Source organism: Rhodococcus pyridinivorans, assembly GCF_900105195.1.
GTDB lineage: Bacteria > Actinomycetota > Actinomycetes > Mycobacteriales > Mycobacteriaceae > Rhodococcus > Rhodococcus pyridinivorans.
Window position 1 is genome coordinate 4,818,977 of record NZ_FNRX01000002.1, and the last position, 19,829, is coordinate 4,838,805.

Annotated in this window: 19 protein-coding genes; 10 read left to right on the plus strand and 9 right to left on the minus strand. The window is 66.7% G+C overall.

From position 1 onward, the window contains the following. Window positions 1–103 precede the first annotated feature (103 nt). Complete coding sequence (locus tag BLV31_RS22900; protein ID WP_006551942.1) at window positions 104–1,450, plus strand: MFS transporter; 1,347 nt, start codon at window positions 104–106, stop codon at window positions 1,448–1,450. A gap of 116 nt (window positions 1,451–1,566) precedes the next feature. Continuing rightward, complete coding sequence (locus BLV31_RS22905; RefSeq protein ID WP_019290126.1) at window positions 1,567–2,619, plus strand: ferredoxin--NADP reductase; 1,053 nt, start codon at window positions 1,567–1,569, stop codon at window positions 2,617–2,619. A gap of 70 nt (window positions 2,620–2,689) precedes the next feature. Here BLV31_RS22905 and BLV31_RS22910 read toward each other — a convergent pair whose 3' ends face one another. The 5 genes from BLV31_RS22910 to BLV31_RS22930 all read right to left on the minus strand — a co-directional run bounded on the left by BLV31_RS22910 (window position 2,690) and on the right by BLV31_RS22930 (window position 7,673). After that, a complete protein-coding gene (locus tag BLV31_RS22910; protein ID WP_064061688.1) occupies window positions 2,690–3,493 on the minus strand; it encodes an SDR family NAD(P)-dependent oxidoreductase in 804 nt (267 codons plus the stop codon). A gap of 37 nt (window positions 3,494–3,530) precedes the next feature. After that, window positions 3,531–3,800: a hypothetical protein gene (locus tag BLV31_RS22915; RefSeq protein ID WP_006551945.1), complete on the minus strand. Its 270-nt coding sequence runs from the start codon at window positions 3,798–3,800 to the stop codon at window positions 3,531–3,533. Between the two features lie 11 nt (window positions 3,801–3,811). Beyond that, complete coding sequence (locus BLV31_RS22920; protein ID WP_064061687.1) at window positions 3,812–4,990, minus strand: 3-ketosteroid-9-alpha-monooxygenase, oxygenase component; 1,179 nt, start codon at window positions 4,988–4,990, stop codon at window positions 3,812–3,814. A gap of 167 nt (window positions 4,991–5,157) precedes the next feature. Beyond that, window positions 5,158–6,837 (minus strand): AMP-binding protein, encoded by a 1,680-nt coding sequence (locus BLV31_RS22925; RefSeq protein WP_064061686.1) that lies wholly within the window; start codon window positions 6,835–6,837, stop codon window positions 5,158–5,160. Between the two features lie 26 nt (window positions 6,838–6,863). Next, the gene (locus BLV31_RS22930; RefSeq protein ID WP_064061685.1) at window positions 6,864–7,673 is read right to left on the minus strand and encodes a MaoC/PaaZ C-terminal domain-containing protein; all 810 of its coding nucleotides are present in this window, start codon (window positions 7,671–7,673) and stop codon (window positions 6,864–6,866) included. A 236-nt stretch (window positions 7,674–7,909) separates the two neighbouring features. Here BLV31_RS22930 and casG point away from each other — a divergent pair, with 236 nt between their 5' ends. Beyond that, window positions 7,910–9,589, plus strand: a complete 1,680-nt coding sequence (gene casG, locus BLV31_RS22935) for a steroid-24-oyl-CoA synthetase (RefSeq protein ID WP_006550411.1) — start codon at window positions 7,910–7,912, stop codon at window positions 9,587–9,589. A gap of 16 nt (window positions 9,590–9,605) precedes the next feature. On the opposite strand, the gene BLV31_RS22940 is transcribed toward casG, so the two are convergent. Then, window positions 9,606–10,199, minus strand: a complete 594-nt coding sequence (locus BLV31_RS22940) for a TetR/AcrR family transcriptional regulator (RefSeq protein ID WP_024102909.1) — start codon at window positions 10,197–10,199, stop codon at window positions 9,606–9,608. A gap of 52 nt (window positions 10,200–10,251) precedes the next feature. Between BLV31_RS22940 and BLV31_RS22945 the strand changes: the two genes are divergently transcribed. Further along, a complete protein-coding gene (locus BLV31_RS22945; protein WP_064061684.1) occupies window positions 10,252–10,959 on the plus strand; it encodes a hypothetical protein in 708 nt (235 codons plus the stop codon). Between the two features lie 2 nt (window positions 10,960–10,961). Here the strand turns inward: BLV31_RS22945 and BLV31_RS22950 are convergent, their stop codons facing one another. Next, window positions 10,962–12,179 carry an acetyl-CoA C-acetyltransferase gene (locus BLV31_RS22950; protein WP_006550414.1) on the minus strand — a complete coding sequence of 406 codons (1,218 nt, stop codon included), beginning with the start codon at window positions 12,177–12,179 and terminating at the stop codon, window positions 10,962–10,964. 124 nt (window positions 12,180–12,303) lie between these two features. On the opposite strand from BLV31_RS22950, the gene echA20 reads away from it, so the two are divergent. The 4 genes from echA20 to BLV31_RS22970 are packed head-to-tail and all read left to right on the plus strand — an operon-like array spanning window position 12,304 to window position 15,805. Then, window positions 12,304–13,065, plus strand: coding sequence for a (7aS)-7a-methyl-1,5-dioxo-2,3,5,6,7,7a-hexahydro-1H-indene-carboxyl-CoA hydrolase (echA20, locus tag BLV31_RS22955; protein ID WP_024102907.1), 762 nt, complete (start codon window positions 12,304–12,306; stop codon window positions 13,063–13,065). A gap of 30 nt (window positions 13,066–13,095) precedes the next feature. Then, on the plus strand, window positions 13,096–13,974 hold the full coding sequence (locus BLV31_RS22960) for a CoA transferase subunit A (RefSeq protein WP_024102906.1): 879 nt from the start codon (window positions 13,096–13,098) through the stop codon (window positions 13,972–13,974). Beyond that, the gene (gene ipdB, locus BLV31_RS22965; protein ID WP_024102905.1) at window positions 13,971–14,729 is read left to right on the plus strand and encodes a cholesterol ring-cleaving hydrolase subunit IpdB; all 759 of its coding nucleotides are present in this window, start codon (window positions 13,971–13,973) and stop codon (window positions 14,727–14,729) included. The genes BLV31_RS22960 and ipdB overlap by 4 nt, the downstream gene beginning before the upstream one ends. Further along, on the plus strand, window positions 14,726–15,805 hold the full coding sequence (locus BLV31_RS22970; RefSeq protein WP_072740528.1) for an NAD(P)H-dependent flavin oxidoreductase: 1,080 nt from the start codon (window positions 14,726–14,728) through the stop codon (window positions 15,803–15,805). The genes ipdB and BLV31_RS22970 overlap by 4 nt, the downstream gene beginning before the upstream one ends. A 240-nt stretch (window positions 15,806–16,045) precedes the next feature. Here BLV31_RS22970 and BLV31_RS22975 read toward each other — a convergent pair whose 3' ends face one another. Together BLV31_RS22975 and BLV31_RS22980 are read right to left on the minus strand one after the other, a co-directional pair. Next, on the minus strand, window positions 16,046–16,744 hold the full coding sequence (locus BLV31_RS22975) for an ABC transporter ATP-binding protein (RefSeq protein WP_019290135.1): 699 nt from the start codon (window positions 16,742–16,744) through the stop codon (window positions 16,046–16,048). A gap of 29 nt (window positions 16,745–16,773) precedes the next feature. Beyond that, complete coding sequence (locus BLV31_RS22980; RefSeq protein ID WP_064061683.1) at window positions 16,774–17,841, minus strand: ABC transporter permease; 1,068 nt, start codon at window positions 17,839–17,841, stop codon at window positions 16,774–16,776. Window positions 17,842–17,967: 126 nt separating this feature from the next. On the opposite strand from BLV31_RS22980, the gene BLV31_RS22985 reads away from it, so the two are divergent. Then, window positions 17,968–19,182 carry a sensor histidine kinase gene (locus BLV31_RS22985; RefSeq protein ID WP_050993522.1) on the plus strand — a complete coding sequence of 405 codons (1,215 nt, stop codon included), beginning with the start codon at window positions 17,968–17,970 and terminating at the stop codon, window positions 19,180–19,182. Continuing rightward, window positions 19,179–19,805 carry a response regulator gene (locus BLV31_RS22990; RefSeq protein WP_064061682.1) on the plus strand — a complete coding sequence of 209 codons (627 nt, stop codon included), beginning with the start codon at window positions 19,179–19,181 and terminating at the stop codon, window positions 19,803–19,805. Before BLV31_RS22985 ends, BLV31_RS22990 begins: the two co-directional genes overlap by 4 nt. Window positions 19,806–19,829 lie beyond the last annotated feature (24 nt).

A 19,829-nucleotide genomic window follows, 5' to 3' on the forward strand; every position in this document is an offset into this window, starting at 1 on the left:
GAGTCTGGAATGCGCTTTGACGTCCTACGCCAATGACCTCTCCCAGCCGGAATCCGCAACGCCGAAGGGGCGGAGCCGGTTCGACCGGCAGCAGCCGGTATGGGTGATCGTGTCGGTCCTGATCGCCGTCGAGATCATCAGTGCGTTCGAAACATCGATGATGTTCGCCGCGATCCCGACGTTGATCGTCGAATTCGACAGCAACGCATCGACGGTCGGATGGGCGGTGACGGCCTTCCTCCTCGTCTCGGCCGCCTCGGCCGCCGTGTGCGGCCGGCTCGGCGACATGTACGGCCGGGAACGGATCCTGATGGTCCTGCTCGCCGTCGCGGCGCTCGGCTCGATGGTCAGCGCCCTCGGTGACAGCCTCACCAGCATCATCATCGGCCGCGCGATCCAAGGTGTGGCCGGTGCGATCCTGCCGCTGTGCATCGGGCTGGCGCGCGAGCATCTTCCCGCTTCCCGCGTTCCCGTTGCCGTCGCACTGATCTCCGGCTCGGCGGTCGCCGCCGGTTCGGCGTCGCTGCTCGTCGCCGGTCTGCTGATCGACAACGCCAGCTGGCACATGATCTTCGTCGTCGCCGCCGTGTACGCGATCTTCGCCCTGCTGCTCGTCTGGTTCGTCCTCCCGTGGCGCCGGCCCACCGGGACCTCCGAGAAGATCGACTACATCGGTGCGGTCACCTTCGCCGGCGCGGTCGCCGCGATCCTGCTCGGCGTCAACAAGTCCCAGTCATGGGGCTGGTCGGACCCGCGGACCCTCGGTCTCATCCTGGGCGGGGCCGTCGCTCTGGTCCTGCTCGTGCGGTGGGAACTGCGCACACCCTCCCCCATCATCAACGTGCGCCTGTTCGCCGACCGCAAGTTCTCGCTCACGATGCTGGCCACCGTCGCGATCGCGGTGGGACCGCTGGGCGTGGTCACCATGATCATTCCGATCATCATGCAGACGCCGTCCACCGGCGACTTCGGCCTGGGCCTGAGCGCGACGCACGCGGGTTGGCTCTCGTTCATCGGCTCCCTGTTCGGATTCGTCTGCACTCCGCTGAGCGGCCGGATCTCCGCCGCGGTGGGTTCACGCGCGTCGATGCTGCTCGGTACCGCCCTGTTCATCGTCGGCGTCGTCGTCATGCTCACCGCGCACCACTCCGTGGTGGCCATGACCGCGATGGTCGTCGTGGTGTCGGTCGCGACCGCCTTCGCCTACACGGCGATTCCGAACCTGATCGTCGAGTCCGTGCCCGAGCACAACACCAGCGAGACGACCGGCACGAACGCCGTGCTGCGTACCGCGGGTCAGGGTGTCGGAACGTCGATCGCGACCATGCTGCTCGCGTTCGCTGCGACCCCACTCGCGGGAATCAACATGGTCGGCGGCATGCTCATCGCGCTCTCCGTGGTGACCATCGGGATCACCTTGCTGATCCCACGCAGCGTGCGCACCGCCTGATCCGAACGCCCGTCTCCTCCCGTGTCCCGATTACCGGGAGGAGACGGGCGTCGGCGTCCGTCGGCGTTCTACGGTGATCCGATCGAGAAGTATTCGTATCGAAGGGAACCACTGCGATGACAGCCGTTGAGACACCGGTCGGTTCACGCTCCGTCGTACTGACCGTCGGTGCAGTCGTCCAGGAAACCGCCGACGCCGTTTCGCTGGTTTTCGACGTGCCAGAAGAGCGCCGCGCGGGCTTCGCCTACAAACCGGGACAGTTCCTCACCCTGCGCATCCCGAGCGATCGGACCGGTTCCGTGGCACGGTGCTACTCGCTCGCGAGCTCCCCCCACACCGGCGAGCCTCTCAAGGTCACCGTCAAGCGCACCGCCGACGGATACGGATCGAACTGGCTGTGCGACAACATCACTGCAGGGCAAACCCTCGAGGTGCTGCCCCCGGCGGGCGTGTTCACTCCGGTCGATCTCACCGAGAAACTCGCACTGTTCGCCGGAGGCAGCGGTATCACGCCGGTGTTGTCCATCCTCGAGTCGGCTCTCCACAGCGGCAATCGCAACGTGGTGCTCGTCTACGGCAACCGCGACGAGAAGTCCGTCATCTTCGCCGAGAGGCTGCGCGAACTCGCCGCCCGGCACGCCACTGCCCTCACCGTCGTGCACTGGCTCGAGAGCGTGCAGGGCCTGCCGACGCCGCAGCAGCTCGCGACCCTGGTCTCTGCCTTCGCCGATCACCGCGCGTACATGTGCGGACCCGGGCCGTTCATGGATACCGTCCGCGAAGGCCTGCTGCTGGCCGGCGTCCCGAAGGACCGCATCCACGCCGAGGTCTTCACCTCCCTGTCCGGCGATCCGTTCGCCGACGTACCTGCCGTCGAGATCGACGAGTCGGACACCGACGCCGCCTCCGTGACGGTGCAGCTCGACGGCGAGGAACACGACCTCGTCTGGCCGCGCAGCGCGACTCTCGTGGACATCATGCTCTCGAAGGGCCTGGACGTGCCCTACTCGTGCCGGGAAGGCGAGTGCGGGTCGTGCGCGTGCACCGTCGTCGAAGGCGACGTCGACACCCCGCCGTCCGCGATCCTCGACGAGGAGGACATCGCCAACGGATACGTCCTCGCGTGCCAGGCCAAGCCGAAAAGCAAGCACGTGCGCATCGACTTCTGACCCCCGACAATGAAGCGTCCCCGGCTGCCGTTCCGCAGCCGGGGACGAGTCGTAGAGGAAGCGGCAGAGCTCAGCGGTTCAGGAGCGCTCGCATCGCGGCAGCCGCGCCTCGGACGAGCTTGTCGCGCGGGAATCCGTTGCGCTTGACCGCAGCCTCGTAGTTGCCGCCGGCGACCCACACGGGACCGTCCTGGAGGCGTTCGAGACCTTCACGCGCAACGTCTTCCGGCTCGGCGACGAGCATCCCCGGGATGTCGAAGTTCAGGCCCGCGCGCACCATCGCCGGGGTGCGGGTGACACCGAGTACCAGTTCGACCACGTGCACGCCGTGCGGTGCGAGCTCGAGCCACAGACTTTCGGCGAAGACGCGGCTGAACGCCTTCGAGGCCGCGTAGATGCTCTGGTGTTCGGCACCCATGTAGCCGGAGAGCGACCCGAGCAGCATGATGCCACCGCGCCCGCGCTCTTTCATCGGTCCACCGAACAGGTGCGACAACTCGATCTGCCGGTGGACGTTGAGTTCGATCACGCCGCGGAACCCATCGAGGTCGCCGGTGACGAACTCGTGGCCGTAGCTGTTCGCGCCGGCGTTGAAGATGAACAGGCCGACCTCGATGTCCTCGGTCGCCTTGCGGATCTCTTCCACGGCATCGTCGTCGAGCAGATCCAGCGCGAGGGTGCGCACCTGCACCCCGTTGCTCCGTGCCTTGTCCGCCGTCTCCTGCAGTGGGCCCGGCTTACGCGCGATGAGCACGAGATCGAAACCCGCGCGGCTCAATTCGTCGGCGAATGCCGCGCCGACGCCTTCGGAGCCACCGGCGATGACGGCCCACGGGCCATAGTACGAGCGGTCGAGATCGAGGGTTTCGGCCATCACTGGTCCTTCGGGAGGTAGTCGGAAGCTGAAGAGGTCACTGCACGATGGGGGCTCGGATCGGAGTGTCGTCGAAGACCTCGATGACCCCGGAAGCAGCCGCCTTGGCGATCGCGGCGTCGAGATGCGAACACGACATCCAGGGCGCGCCGGGTCGCCCGTCGCGCCCGTCGTCGTCCTGCACGACAGGGCAACGACGGCGCGCATCGGTGTTCCACTGGATGGACGTGTGCTCCCAGCTGTTCTTCTGGACGAGCACCTGCGCGGCGCATTCGCCGCAGCGCAACGGTTCCATCCGGTTCTGCATGTCTTTGGCTCCTAGCCCGTCGTGGTGGACTGCTGCGCGCCTGCCTGCTCGTCGAGGGCTGCCTTGCGGGCAAGGTTCTCCTCGACCTCCTTCATCCACGCGGCCACCGGGCGAGTGGTGTCCATCTCGAACTCGAAGCGGTCGGTCATCTCCTGCGCAACGTCCTCGACATCGACATAGAACTGCTCGTACCAGCGCCGCAGCTGGTAGACGGGGCCGTCCTCCTCGCACAGGAGCGGGTTGTCGATGCGGGTCTTGTTGCGCCAGATTTCGATGTCCTGCTCGAAGCCCTTCGCGATGAAGTTCCCGAACTGCTGGGCGGTCTGCAGCGCCTCCTCCCCCTCGAGGCGGTCGGACTTCTTGACGATCATGCCGTACATCAGGACGAACTTGTCCTGGGACACCGGGTAGTGGCAGTTGATGAGGACCGACTCGACGTCGTAACCCTCGTACTGGTAAACGAGATCGTCGATCATGAAGGACGGTCCGAAGTAGCTCGCGTCGGAGCGGCTTCCGAGCATCTTCGGCTGTCCGTCCGCGTGCGGACGAGCGTCCATACGAGCCTGACCCCGCATGAACTGGCTGGCCACGTGGCCTTCGAAGACGTTCTTGAAGTAGACCGGGAAGGAGTAGTGCACGTAGAAGAAGTGCGCCATGTCGACGATGTTGTCGATGATCTCGCGGCAGTTCGTATCGACCTCGGTGGTGTACCAGACCCAGTCGGTCCACTCGTCGCTCGTGGCGCCCTCGATGTGCGGGATGGTCACGTCCGCGGGCGGCGGGTTCCCCTGGGGGTCGTGCCACACGAAGAGCATGCCGTCCTGGTCGAGAGTGTGCCACGCGCGGGTCTTGGCGATCGGAGGAACACGCCGCGCGTACGGGATGTTCTTGCAGCGCCCGTTGCCGCCCCAGCGCCAGTCGTGGAACGGACACGCGATCTCGTCGCCCTTGACCGTGCCCTGGCTGAGATCCCCACCCATGTGCCGGCAGTACGCGTCGAGGATCTTGATCTCGTCGTTGCTGTCGGCCCACACCACGAGCTTGGTCCCGAATGCCTCGAGCGAGTGCGGCTTGCCGTCCTTGAAGTCCTTCGACAGGCCGAGGCAGTGCCAGCCCCGGGCGAAGCGGGCGGGAGCCGACCCGGCGACGATCTCGCGGATCTCGGATTGTTCGGAAGTGCCGATGCTCACGGTCGTCCGTCCTTTCGGGAGGGAAGCGTTGAGGAGGTCAGGCGGCGGAGTCCGCTGGAGCATTCCGTCGCGATACGACCGAAACGCTAGGTGATCGGTATCACCCCTGATGAGGCCATCTCACTGGTCGAGACCTTCCGATGTCGTGAGACCGGGCCGGACCGCGATCATGCGACCGGCGCAGGTTCGGGGGTCGGCAACAGGGCCGCCCGGCCGTTGGCCACGAACTCCCGCTCGATGCGTGTGCGTTCCGCGTCGCCGAGCAGGACGTACTCGGAGGTCCGTCGGACACGCACGTAGACCGTGTCTGGGGTGTTCCACGCGACCGCCCGCAGCGGGGCTTTGTTCACCTTGTTGCTGCCCGTCAGCGGGATCTGCGCGGTGACGCGCACGAATCGCGGCCACCACTTGTCTCCCATGTCGGGCTGCTCGGCGAGGGTCGCCCCGAACACCGCCGGGTCGAACTCCGCGCCGGGCTCGAGTTCGACGGCGCACATGACCTGATCCCCGGTCGTGGGATCGGGCACGGCGAAGACCGGGGCGGACAGGATGCCCGGCACCCGCAGGATGATGCGCTCGACGGGAGTGGCGGAGAAGTTCTCGCTGTCGACGCGAAGCCAGTCGGAGGATCTTCCGGCGAAGTAGAAGAAGCCGTTCTCGTCGCGGTACCCGAGGTCCCCCGACCAGAAGTCGTCGCCCTTGACCCGATCGGCCATCGCCTCGGGATTCTTGTAGTAGCCCTCGAAGGTGTGGGCGGCACCGCACGCGACGATCTGTCCGACGGCGTCACTGTTGAGGAGGCGACCGGTCTCGTCGAAACGGGCGCGGGGGCACTCCTGCCCGGTGTCCTCGTCGAAGATCCGGACATCGACGCCTCCGACGGCGACCCCGAGCGATCCGGTCGGGGTGTCGGGGGTGCGGTTGATGCGGAAGACGCCTTCGCTCATCCCGTAGCCTTCGACGACCGTGCAGCCGAAGCGTTCGGAAAAGCGGGCCACGTCGGCTTCGGATGCCTCGGTGCCGAACGCGAGTTCGAGGGTGCTCGCGCGGTCGCGGGGGTCTTCCGGCCGGCTGAGGATGTACGACAGGGCCCGGCCCACGTAGTTGACGAAAGTGGCGCCGTAGCGGTGGATGTCGTCGGAGAACCGGCTCGCGGAGAACCTCCGGATCATGCAGACGGTCGCGCCGGCCCGCATGGCCGTGCCGAGGTTGAGCATGAGTGCGTTTCCGTGGAAGAGCGGCATGCACAGATAGGCGACCGAATCCTCGCGCATGCCAACACGTTCGGTGAGCGGACCGAGGAGGCGTGCGAGCCGGCCCTGGCCGACGATCACGGCCTTCGGAGCGCCGGTGGAACCGGAACTGAACAGCAACAATGCGATGTCGTCGGTGGACGGGATCGTCTCCGGCAGATCCGCACCGCGGAACGGCGCGAGGAACTCCGCGTAGCGATCGTCGTCGATGTCGAGGATGCGGTCGGCCGGCAGTCCGTGGCCGGTGTCCTCGAGCAGATGGGCGAGGCGGGATTCGGTGACGACGAGGTCGATGTCCGCGTGCGCGATGTCGCGGGCGATCTCGGGGCCGCTGCGGCTGGCGTTGATGCCCACGACGGCTGCTCCGGCCAGGGCACCGGCGCCGATCCAGAAGACGAAGTCCGGGACGTTCTCGAGCAGCACCCCGATGTGGCGCTGCCGATCTGCGGGAGCAGGCACGGTCGCGACGATCGCGGCGGCACGATCGGCGCTTTCCTGAACCACCTCGCCCCAGGTCCACTGCTGGTCCTCGAAACGCAACCCTACCTTCGGGTCACCGTGACGAGCGCGCACTACTTCTGCGAACGTGTCCAAGTCTTTCCTCCAGACGGTTGTGGCGATCAAGCAAAAACGGCGCGACCGCCGGACAGGACGGCGCCGGTCGCCGTGACGACGTCGAACCGGACGTCCACTGCGTCACCCCAGGCGCGGACCTGTGCCGCATCGCCGGGGAAGACGGGGGCCGCGAAGCGCCCGAACAGCGTCTTCAGGTCGGCGGGGTGCCCTCCGAGCATGTCGGCCAGAGGCAGGGTCGCGGCCGCCAGCGTGCACAGGCCGTGCAGGATGGGGCGGGGTTGTCCGATGCGCGCCGCAGCCTCGGGATCGATGTGGATGTGGTGCCGGTCGCCGGTCAGCCGGTAAAGCGCCGCCTGGTCGGCGCGTGTGGCGAGCGTGCCGATCACGTCGGCATCCCCCTCCGGCGCGGACGGCGCCGACGGTCCGCGCTCGCCGCCGAAACCTCCCGCTCCCGGTGCGAACAACGACCACGTCGCGATGAAGAACTCGCTCTCGACGACGACCTCGAACACCGCTGCCCGGCCCTTGTCCCAGACCTCACCGACGCGCGCCGACATCGCGATCTCCCCGGAGCGTGGCAACGGTGCGAGCACCTCGAGGCTCTGGGAACCGTGGAGCGCGGTGGCCGTGTCGAAGGCACCGAGCGCACCGAGCGCATCCGGTGCCCACTGGGCCAGCGTCAGGGCGAACGTCGGCAACACCCGCAGCCGGTCCTCGAACACGAGATCGAGGTCCGCCGCGCCGGCGCCCACCGCGAGCGCGTACAGGATCGCGTCCCGCTCGTCGTAGCGGATCGTGCGGGCACCCAGGTCGTGGCCTCGCCACTGCGCGGGCGTCGGCGTCGTTGCGGTCATTCGTCTTCGGTCCTTTCTCACAGGGGCGCCGGGCGGCGGCCCGACGGAGACAGGACCTCGCTTTTCCACAGACGCCCAGGTCACAGGCTAGGGAGAGCGATGGTGACCGTCACCGCCCGTCCCACTCACCGGTACATTCGAAGTCGGGGTGACCCGTCGTGAGATTCTGGCGGTACGCACTCGATGGAGGAGGGGACGTCCGTGAAGCGTGCAGGGGCACCGGTGGGATACAGGCGATGACCATCCCCTCCGATCCCTCCCATTTCCTCGATCAGCTGGTATCGCGACTCACCGGTCCGGGTGGCGAGTTCGAGATCGTCGTGCAGGACGTCCTGGGCACCGAGATACCCGTCATGCGCAGACGCGACGTCGCCGTGGCGGATCTGCTCTCGCAGTCCCTCGCCTGGGGCGACCGCGAGTATCTGGTCACGACCGATCAGCGGATCACCTTCGCCCGGAACGCGCGCATGTCGTACGCCCTCGCCGCGGCGCTCCACGAGCGGTACGGGGTTGGCGTGGGCGACCGGGTCGCGATCCTGTCGGCGAACCGGCCCGAGTGGGTCACCGCCTTCTGGGCGACGCAGGCCCTCGGTGCGATCTCGGTGGGCCTGAACGCGTGGTGGGTGCAACCGGAACTCGAATTCGGTATCCGTCATTCGCGACCCCGGGTGCTCTTCGTCGACGGTCCGCGCGCTGCGGCCGTGGCCGGCATCGACCGTGCGCAGACGGTGGTGCTGTCGATCGAGGAGGATCTACCGCGCCTCATCGCCGAATTCGACGGCGCGCAGCCGCCGCCCCCGAGAGTCGCCGAGGACGATCCGGCCGTCCTCCTGTACACCTCGGGCACGAGCGGGGATCCGAAGGGTGCGTTGCACTCGCAGCGGAATCTGCTGGCAGTGGTCGACTACCACCGGTACCTCGACGCGATCGCGACGATCTGGACCGGCGGCACATACGACCGGTCCGCACCATCGGACTCCCGCTATCTGCTGACGTCCTCACTGTTCCACATCACGAGCCTGCACAACACGATCGTGCCGCGCCTGGCCACCGGCAGCACCGTGGTGATGAACCAGGGCTGGTACGGCGTGCGTCCCGTGCTCGAACTCATCGAGGCGGAACAGGTCACCCACTGGATGGCCGTGCCGTCGATGGCGGCGCGGATGCTCGAGGACGAAGATCTCGACAGATACGACCTCACCTCGCTGAGCCGGTTCACCCTGTCCTCGGAACCTTCGACGCCGGAGTTCAAACAACTTCTGCGCGAAGGGCTTCCGTTCGGCAAGCACGCCATGGTCGACAGTTACACCATCACCGAGTGCAGCACGTCGATCGCTGTGGCCTCCGCCGCCGAACTCGAGGAGTTCCCCGGCACGGTGGGCGCGCCGATCATCACGGTGAGCCTCGAGATCCGGGATCAGAGCGGCGCCTGGCTGCCCGACGGCCGCGTGGGCGAGGTGTGTGTGCGCAGCCCCTTCGTCATGCTCGGCTACTGGGACGACGAGGCGGCGACCGCCGAGGCGATCACTCCCGACCGCTGGTTGCGCACAGGTGATTTCGGCGTGGTCGAGAACGGCCGTCTGCGTCTGGTGGGCCGGCGCGCCGACCTCATCCACCAGAACGGCGAGAACGTCTACCCGTCGGAGGTCGAGCGCGTCCTGGCCCTGCACCCGGCGGTCCGCGAATGCATGGTGACCGGCGCGCCCCACCCGGAATGGGGCCAGGAGGTGGCTGCGGTGGTCGTGCTCGTCGAAGGCTCCACGGTCACCGTCGAGGAATTGACGACCTTCGCATCCGAGCGTCTCGCCTACTTCAAGGTGCCGACGCAATGGACGCTGACGTGCAACCTGTTGCCGCGCAACGCCACCGGGAAGATCATCCGCAAGGGCTGGCGCGACACCCACGGCCACTGGTGACGACGGATCTGCACATCTACGGCCGGAGCAGGCGCTGCAGGGCGTCGCGGAGCGTTTCCTGTTCGAGCACGGGGTCGAAGGACGTCTCGGCGGCGACGACGCCGAGGTAGCCGTCGAGCAAAGCCTGTAGCCAGGTGACGAGCCGATCCGCGGGCAGGTCGGTCCGGATCTCTCCGGCCTGCTGCGCGAGCCGCACCCAGGGAAGCAATCCGTCGCGCAGCGCGCGGGCGTCGCGGTCGAGAGCAGCCGCGATCTCCGGCCGGGTCATCACAGCCCCGACCGCTCGGACGAAGCCGGCCGTACGGGGATCCGACGCATCCTCTGCTGCCCGAACGGCGTATTCGTCGAGTACACGGGTGGCGTCGGTTCGCCCGCTCTGCGCCTCGAACCACGCCACGCTTTCGGCTGTGCCCAGTTCGAGAACGGCCACCATCAGCGACAGTTTCGTGGGGAAGTAGTGGAAGAAGGTTCCGGACCCGATGCGGGCCTCGCGGCAGATCGCGGCCGTGGTCGTGCCGTCGTAGCCGTGTCGGGCGAAGCAGGTCAGAGCTGCGTCGATGATCCCGAGGCGGCGCGCCTCGTGCCGGACCGGATCGACCGTACGTGCCATGTCCCCGGCTCCCTGGATGCCATTGATGGAGTGTCCGCTCTATTATTACTGTATGCCGAAGACTCCGGAGCGCTGGCTGCTCACCTGGGAGAGCGCCGAGCACGCCGTGGAAATCGACGATGCCGGGCTGGGCCGCAGGATCACCTGGACGATCGACGGCGAGGAGATCGCCACGAAGAAGACCTCCGACGACAAGGTCGTCCTCGACGGGCACGAACGCGGCGCGATCGCCGTCAGGCTCCCCACCTTCATCGGACCGGCCCGACGAGTCACCTGGTGGGACGGCGACACCGAACTCGGTGCGGCAGCAGCCGCCCTCACCGGCATCGGCGGGGTCGACCTCGACCCCGAGCCCGGATCCAAGGCGGCTGTTCGCGAGGAATGGATCCGGGCGCACCCCCGGAAATACGCCGCCCAGCGCACGGCGGTCGCCGTAGCCGGGGTCGCCGTGCCGCTGATCGTGCTCTGGCTGCTCGCACAGATCCCGATCCCCGAAATCGATTGGCCCGACTGGGATATCAACATTTCCTGGCCGGACATTCCGTGGCCCGACATTCCGTGGCCGACCATCTCCCTGCCGGAATTCTCCCTGTTCGACTTCACCGTGCCCGAGTGGGTGAAGGCCGTCGCAGACAAGGCGAAGTACGTCTGGCCGGTCGTGCTCGCGGCCGTCCTCGCGAACCGGGAGGTCGCGCGCCGCCGGCGCCAGGACGAGCGCAAGCGGCAGACCGACGACCCCCCGACCGACTCGGAGGACTGAGCTCAGCTGAGGCGTTCGAGCACCATCGCCATGCCCTGACCCCCACCGACGCACATCGTCTCGACGCCGAACTGCTTGTCGTGGGTCTGCAGGTTGTTGATGAGTGTCGCGGTGATGCGGGCACCGGTCATCCCGAAGGGGTGACCGAGCGCGATCGCACCGCCCGAGACGTTGAGCTTGTCCTCGTCGATCTTCAGCTCACGCGCCGAACCGAGCACCTGCACGGCGAACGCCTCGTTGATCTCGAACAGGTCGATGTCGTCGATGCCCATGTTCGCGTTGGCGAGAGCCTTGCGGGTCGCGTCGATCGGTCCGAGACCCATGATCTCCGGCGACAAGCCCGAGACACCGGTGGAGACGATGCGCGCGAGCGGGGTCAGTCCGAGTTCCTTCGCCTTCGTGTCGGACATGATCACCAGAGCGGCCGCACCGTCGTTGAGCGGGCACGCGTTGCCGGCGGTCACCGTGCCGTCCGGGCGGAAGACCGGCTTGAGCTGACTGACGGCCTCGTAGTTGGTGCCCGGACGCGGACCGTCGTCGGTGCTGACGACCGTGCCGTCGGCGAGGGTCACCGGAGTGATCTCCCGCTCGAAGAAGCCGCTCTTGATGGCTTCCTCGGCGCGGTTGTGCGAGCGCACGCCCCAGCGGTCCTGGTCCTCGCGCGAGATGCCGGTGTGGGAGGCGACGTTCTCGGCGGTCTGTCCCATCGCGACGTAGACGTCGGGGAGCAGACCCTCGGTGCGCGGGTCGGTCCACGGCACTCCGCCTTCGGCGAGCTTGGCGGTACGCGCCTGGGCGTCGTCGAACAGCGGGTTCTTGGTGTCGGGCAGACCGTCGGCGTTGCCGGTCACGAAGCTCGACACCGATTCGACGCCGGCGGAGACGAACACATCGCCCTCGCCGGCCTTGATGGCGTGCAGCGCCATGCGGGTGGTCTGCAGCGACGACGAGCAGTACCGGTTGACGGTCACGCCGGGAAGGAAGTCGTAGCCGAGTTGCACCGCGACCACGCGAGCGATGTTGAAGCCGGACTGTCCGGCGGGCTGGCCGCAGCCGAGCATGAGGTCGTCGATCTCGGTGGGATCGAGATCGGGGACCTTCGCGAGCGCTGCAGCGACCATCTGGGTCGCCAGGTCGTCCGGGCGGATCGACGCGAGCGAGCCCTTGCGTGCTCGCCCGATCGGCGACCGTACTGCGGACACGATTACTGCTTCGGGCATCTTCTCTCCTCGATGATCGGTCGTACTTCGACCCTACGGCCCTTCGACCCTCTGGGTCCGGCGGCTATCCTGTGCTAACTTACCAAGCAATCGCTTGGTTTGGTACAGACGTTAGGAACATGCCATGGGCATCACCTCGACCTCCGACAGCGCCGGTATCACCACGGTCACCGTCGACTTCCCGCCCGTGAACGCTCTCCCCTCACAGGCCTGGTTCGACCTGGCCGAGGCCGTGACCACGGCCGGGCGCAGTCTCGACACCCACGCGGTGATCCTGCGCGCCGAGGGCAGAGGCTTCAACGCGGGTGTGGACATCAAGGAAATGCAGGCCACCGAAGGGTTCGACGCCCTGATCGCCGCCAACCACGGGTGTGCCGCGGCATTCGCCGCCGTCTACGACTGCGAGGTACCGGTCATCGTCGCCGTCAACGGCTTCTGCGTCGGAGGCGGCATCGGCCTCGTCGGCAACGCGGACGTCATCGTCGCCTCCGACGACGCCGTCTTCGGCCTGCCCGAGGTCGACCGCGGTGCACTGGGCGCCGCAACGCATCTCGCGCGCCTCGTCCCCCAGCACATGATGCGCACCCTCTACTACACGGCGCAGAACGTCACCGCGCAGCAGCTCGAGCACTTCGGCTCGGTGTACAAGGTCGTGCCGCGCAGCGAACTCGACGCCGCCGCACGCGAGGTCGCCGAGATGATCGCCGCGAAGGACACCCGCGTCATCCGCCGTGCGAAGGAAGCCATCAACCGCATCGACCCCGTCGACGTGAAGACGAGCTACCGCCTCGAGCAGGGCTTCACCTTCGAGTTGAATCTCGCCGGCATCGCCGACGAGCACCGCGACGAGTTCGTCGCAACAGGAAAGCCGCGCAGCAACAGCTGACGCCTCACACCACCAGGAGTTCGGAACACCATGCGTGACAAGAGAATGTCGCTCGACGACGTGGTCGGCGAGCTGCGCAGCGGAATGACCATCGGCCTCGGCGGCTGGGGATCGCGCCGCAAGCCCATGGCCCTCGTGCGGGCCATCCTCCGTTCGGACGTGAAGGATCTGACCGTCGTCACCTACGGCGGTCCCGATCTGGGCCTGCTGTGTTCGGCGGGCAAGGTGAAGAAGGCGTACTACGGATTCGTCTCGCTCGACTCGGCACCGTTCTACGACCCGTGGTTCTCCAAGGCCCGCACGGGCGGCGAGATCATCGCCCGTGAGATGGACGAGGGCATGATCAAGTGCGGCCTGGAAGCCGCCGCCGCGCGCCTGCCGTTCCTGCCCCTCCGCGCGGGCCTGGGTTCGGCCGTGGTCGACTTCTGGGAGGGTGAACTGAAGACCGTCACCTCGCCGTATCCCGGACCGGACGGCACGGAGACCCTCATCGCCATGCCGGCGCTGAACCTCGACGCGTCCTTCGTGCACCTCAACATCGGCGACAAGCACGGCAACTCCGGTTACCAGGGCGTGGACCCCTACTTCGACGACCTCTACTGCATGGCCGCCGAACGTCGCTACGTCTCCGTCGAGAAGATCGTCGAGACCGAGCAGCTCGTGAAAGAGGTTCCGCTGCAGCAGCTCCTGCTCAACCGCATGATGGTCGACGGAATCGTCGAAGCACCGAACGGGGCGCACTTCACCCTCGCGGGCGACAGCTACGGCCGCGACGAGAAGTTCCAGCGCCACTACGCCGAGTCCGCCAAGGACCCCGAGGCATGGCAGGCATTCGTCGACCGCTTCCTCTCTGGCAGCGAGGACGACTACCAGGCCGCAGTCCAGAAGTTCGCACAGGAGCAGGCATGACCACCACCGAGACCGTGACCCGCGCCGAGTACTGCGCGATCGCATGCGCCGACATCTTCTCGGGTGCCGGCGAGATCATGGCGAGCCCGATGGCGACACTGCCGCAGATCGGTGCACGCCTGGCCAAGCTCACCACCGAGCCCGACCTGCTGATCACCGACGGTGAAGCACTCATCCTCGCCGACGTCCCGGCCCTCGGCGCGAAGGCACCGATCGAAGGCTGGATGCCCTTCCGCAAGGTGTTCGACGTCGTCGCCTCGGGCCGCCGCCACGTGGTGATGGGCGCCAACCAGATCGACCGGTACGGCAACCAGAACCTGTCGGCCTTCGGTCCACTCCAGCAGCCGACACGCCAGATGTTCGGTGTGCGCGGCGCTCCCGGCAACACGATCAACCACGCGACCAGCTACTGGGTCGGCAAGCACTCCTCGCGCGTCTTCGTCGACACGGTCGATATCGTCTCGGGTGTCGGATACGACAAGGTCGATCCCGAGAACCCGGCGTACCGCTTCCTGGACATCGCGCGGGTCGTCACCAACCTCGGTGTCTTCGACTTCGGCGGTCCCGACCACACCTTCCGGGCGCTCTCGTTGCACCCGGGTGTCGAGGCGTCCACCGTCGCGGAGAACACCTCCTTCGAGGTCGCCGGCCTGGACGAGGCGGGCGTGACCCGCGAGCCGACCTTCGAGGAACTGCGTCTGATCCGCGAGGTGATCGACCCCAAGGGTCTGCGCGACCGCGAGGTCTCGCTGTGACCGTCCTGCGCACCGCCCTGACCGACCTGGTGGGGATCGAGCACCCGATCGTTCAGACGGGCATGGGATGGGTCTCCGGTCCCCGCCTGACCGCCGCGACGTCGAACGCCGGTGGTCTCGGCATCCTCGCCTCGGCGACGATGACCTACGCCGAACTCGAAGCGGCGGTCGCGAAGACCAAGTCGCTGACCGGCAAGCCGTTCGGCGTCAACATCCGCGCCGACGCCTCGGACGCCGGTGAGCGCATCGACCTGCTGATCCGCGAGAAGGTCAAGGTCGCGTCGTTCGCCCTCGCACCGAAGAAGGAGCTGATCGCCAAGCTCAAGGATCACGGCATCGTCGTCGTGCCGTCGATCGGTGCTGCCAAGCACGCCGTGAAGGTCGCCTCGTGGGGCGCCGACGCGGTGATCGTGCAGGGCGGCGAGGGCGGTGGCCACACCGGTCCCGTCGCGACAACCCTGCTGCTGCCGAGCGTCCTCGACGCCGTCGACATCCCCGTCGTCGCCGCCGGTGGCTTCTTCGACGGTCGTGGGCTCGCCGCCGCGCTGTCCTACGGCGCGGCCGGCATCGCGATGGGCACTCGGTTCCTGCTCACGAGCGACAGTGCTGTTCCCGATTCGGTGAAGCAGCAGTACCTTTCGCGGGGACTGCAGGACACCACGGTGTCATTCAAGGTCGACGGCATGCCGCACCGGGTCCTGAACACCGACCTGGTGAACAGCCTCGAGAAGTCCACCTACGCGAAGGGACTGCTCGCGGCCGCGCGGAACGCGACGAAGTTCAAGTCGATGACGGGCATGAAGTGGTCGACCATCGTCAAGGACGGCCTCGCCATGAAGAAGGCGAGCGACCGCACCTGGCAGCAGATCATCATGGCCGCCAACACCCCCATGCTCCTCAAGGCCGGTCTCGTGGAAGGCAACACCGAAGCCGGTGTGCTCGCCTCGGGCCAGGTCGTCGGCATGCTCGACGACCTGCCGAGCTGCCAGGAACTGATCGACCGCATCGTCGCCGAGGCAGTCGAGCGCATCGACGCCCTCTCCGCCCTGCGCGATCAGGGGCGTCCCGCCGCCTGATTCCGATTCCCAGCAGATCGAGACCGGTGTTGTTGTCGAGTTTCCGCGAGAAATCGACAACAACACCGGTCTCGATCGGTTCCGACGTGCGCAGACTCCGCCGCGCATCGCCGGACACAGGCGCTGGGTCGTTCACGATGCCTCCCGCGGTCCGGAAAATCGACCCCACTCCGCCGAAGCCCAAGCCATGGCCCGGTCAGGAAGATTCCCGATACCGCGTGACAACAGTTCGCCGCTGTTTCAGTGAATTGCGCTCGGCACGGAGCCAGGCAGGGGTATCAGTGTCCCGTTGCGCACGGCACAGGCGCGGTCGACGAGAGTCAGCCGGCTCAGGTCGTGAGTGACCATCACGATCGCCACATCCCGATCCCGGCTCAGATCGGCGAGCAGGGCCACGACCTCGCGGCTGCGGTTCTCGTCGAGGGCCGAGGTGGGCTCGTCGACGAGCAACACCGAGGGGTCGTTCATCAGTCCTCGCGCGATCGCAACCCGTTGCCGTTGCCCTCCCGACAGTTGGTGGGGACGCCGGTCCAGGTGCCCGTCGAGACCCAATGAACACAACAGGTCCGTGGCACGGGCACGACTCTCGCGGACCGAGTCGCCCGCGAGATGGGACATCATCTGCAGTTGTTCGACTGCGGTCAACGAGGGCAGCAGGTTCGACTGCTGGAACACGAATCCGAGCTTCTCGCGTCGCACGGTCGTGCGCTCGTCACGGTCCAGTCCCGTCATGTCGCTGCCGTCGATAACGACACGACCCGAATCGGGGGTGATGAGAAGGCCGGCGACAGCGAGCAGGCTCGATTTGCCGGACCCGGACGGACCGGTCACAGCCACGAATTCGCCGCGTCGGACCTCGAAATCCACGTCGTCGAGGACGCGTCGATGCCCGTCACCGTCGGGATAGCTGAGGACGATGTTGCGTAAGCAGATACTCATGTCGAAGTCCTTCGTTCTCGGTAGATGACTCATCGAGCGGCTGCAAGGGCAGCGAGCGGGTCGACCTTGGCGATACGGACCAGGGAAGCAGCCGCGCCGATCATGCCCGTCACAACGAGGGCGAGGAACGGAACCACGGTGGTGGACATCGTGAGCGAGAACGGAACCGACTGCGAGGCTGCCGTTCCGAGACCGGCTGCGGCCAGGGCTCCAAGTCCGGATCCGAGTACCAGCACGATCGAGCTCTGCCCGAGTGCGTCCTGGAGCAGATAGCGGGTGGAGGCACCGACAGCCTTGAGCACAGCGAGGTCCTGGCCGCGCTGGATGGTCCATACCGTGAAGAAGGCCCCGACGACCAAGGCGCTGACGATCATCAGCATGGTCTGCATCAACAGCAGCGATCCACGCTCGGAGGTGTACGACCCGATCGCGTTCAGCGCACCGCGGCCGTCGGTGACGGCCGTCCCGGTCGCCTCACCGACAGAATCGGCGTCGAACCCTGCGGAGGTCCGCAATGCAACGACGGTGCCGTCACTGCCACCGGCCGACGGCAGTGACATCCATGCGTCGTGGTCCATCCAGACCACGGGCTGATGACTGTAGAACGAGTCGTCGACCAGAGCGGTGATGGTGAATACCTTTCCGCTCATCAAAATCCGGGTTCCGTTCGTCCATCCGTTGTCATTGGCGAGGTCGGCGTCCACGGCTACCGAGCCGGCACCGAGCACGACCGGAGCGGCGAAAGAATGCCCGTCGACGCCGAACGCAGAAGCGGCAACTTCTCGACCGTCGACGCTGATCCGAGCGGGTGCCACCCCGATGATCGACGCAGCATCGACACCGTCGGCCTCCGCAAGTTCCGCATACTGCCGCGTCGTCACGGTCGACTCGGCGAACGAGACCGAGCGGCCATCGGGGGGAGCACCGAATGCGAAGTGGTCGGCGCCGATGTTCTCGATCGCAGCGATAGACCGATTACCCAGTCCGGAGGTCAGCCCCGACAGCGTGACCACCATCAGCGAAATGAGGAACAGGGCCGAGGTCATCAGCGTGAAGCGACCTTTGGCGAACCGGAGATCACGGAAAGCGAGGAACATGCATCTCAGTGTCGTGCAAGGCAACATTCCCGGCATCGCGCATTGGTTGGGTTCGCTGATCCATCGAAAGTTGGAGATCGTCGATCGGTGCGGTCGACGGCATAGTGCGGTATTAGAGTGGGCGAGATGCGGAATTCCGATGGGTCTGACTCGGGCGGGGCCGTGCCGGTGCTACGCGCCATGCAATTCGGCGCCCATCTGCTGTTCTTCCTGCTCCTCGCGGTGGGTGTCGTGCGCACGGTTACCGACAGTGCTCATCCCGTTCCGATCGTCGCGCTCGCTGTCGTGGTAGCCGGGTGGTATCTCTTCGGGATCTGGTTCGCGCAGCGTGAGGGCTTCGAGAACGGGGAGCCGGTACAGCGCCGGTCGGGGCAGATCTGGTTCGCGGCGCTCGGGCTGGGCTGGTTGGCTCTCGTGGTGGCGGATGTCAACTTCGTCTGGCTGGCGTTCGCCCTGTTCTTCCTGTGCTTTCCCCTGTTCTCCACTCCGGTCGCGTTGACGGTGACGATCATGCTGACCGCGATAGCGATCGCAGCGACGCTGTGGCACGGCACCACGAACACGGTTGCCTCGATTCTCGGACCGGTGTTCGGGGCGGCAGCTGCCGCCGGAATGGCCGTCGTCTACCAACAGTTGGTGCGGCAGTCCGCGCAGCGACAGCAGTTGGTGGACGAACTCACCGAGGCGCACCGAGAGTTGCTCGGGGCGCAGGACGAATTGGTCGCGCTGCAACGGGAAGCGGGCGCACTGACCGAACGTTCCCGCCTCGCGCGTGACATTCACGACACTCTGGCGCAGGGATTTTCGTCCATTCTGCTGCTCTCCCGAGCCGGGCAGCGCGCTCCCGACAATTCTGCGGCGGTCTTCGCGCAGATCGCGGACACCGCGCAGCAGAATCTGATCGAGGCCCGCCGGGTGGTCGACGCGCTCGCGCCGGTTGCGCTCGAGTCCGCACCGCTCGAATCCGCGTTGCGGCGCCTGCTCGACCAACTCGAGCAGCAGACCGGGATCACCGGTGACCTACTCACCGACAGCGATCCGATCCCGCTGGTGACGGACTTCGACGTCGCCTTGCTCCGCGTCGCCCAGAGTGCTCTCGCCAACGTGCGGTTGCATTCGCGGGCGCGTCGGGTACGGGTGACATTGAGCTACGCATCCGACGAAGTACGGCTCGATATCGTCGACGACGGTATCGGCTTCGATCAACGTCAGGACGGTGGATTCGGCTTACGGTCGATGCGGGAACGACTGGCCGAACTGGGTGGCACACTCGTCGTGGAATCGGCACCCGGAGACGGAACCGCGGTCGCCGCAACCCTTCCGATCGGGCGGGTCGCATGAGTGCGGTACGTGTACTGCTCGTCGACGATCACCCGGTGGTACGGGCGGGAATGCGCGCGTTGCTGGCGTCGCACGATGACATCATGGTGGTCGCCGAAGCATCGTCGGGTGAGGAAGCCGTGGCTTCGGCGTCGGCCGAGAAACCCGATGTGGTGCTGATGGATCTGCGTCTGGGATCGGGGATCGACGGGGCGCAGGCGACCGCCCGGATCCTGACTGCGGCCGATCCGCCGAGGGTCGTCGTACTCACCACCTACGACACGGACGCGGACATTCTGCGCGCGGTCGAAGCCGGTGCGGCGGGCTACCTCCTCAAGGACACCGACCCGAAAGTGCTGATCGAATCGGTGTTCGCGGCGGCCCGTGGGGAGACCGTCCTGGACCCGGACGTGGCCCAGCGCCTTTACCGCCGCATGCAGCAGCCCCGCACCGACCTCAGCGCCCGCGAAATCGAAGTGCTGTCGCTGGTCGCCGAAGGGTTGTCCAATCGCGCGATCGCCAAACAGCTCTTCGTCAGCGAGGCAACCGTGAAATCCCATCTGGTGCACGCTTTCACCAAATTGGACGTGGACAATCGCACCGCCGCAGTGGTCGCGGCGCGCGAGCGGGGCCTGATCGCGTGATCGGTGTCGAGGATCGGGCCAGGA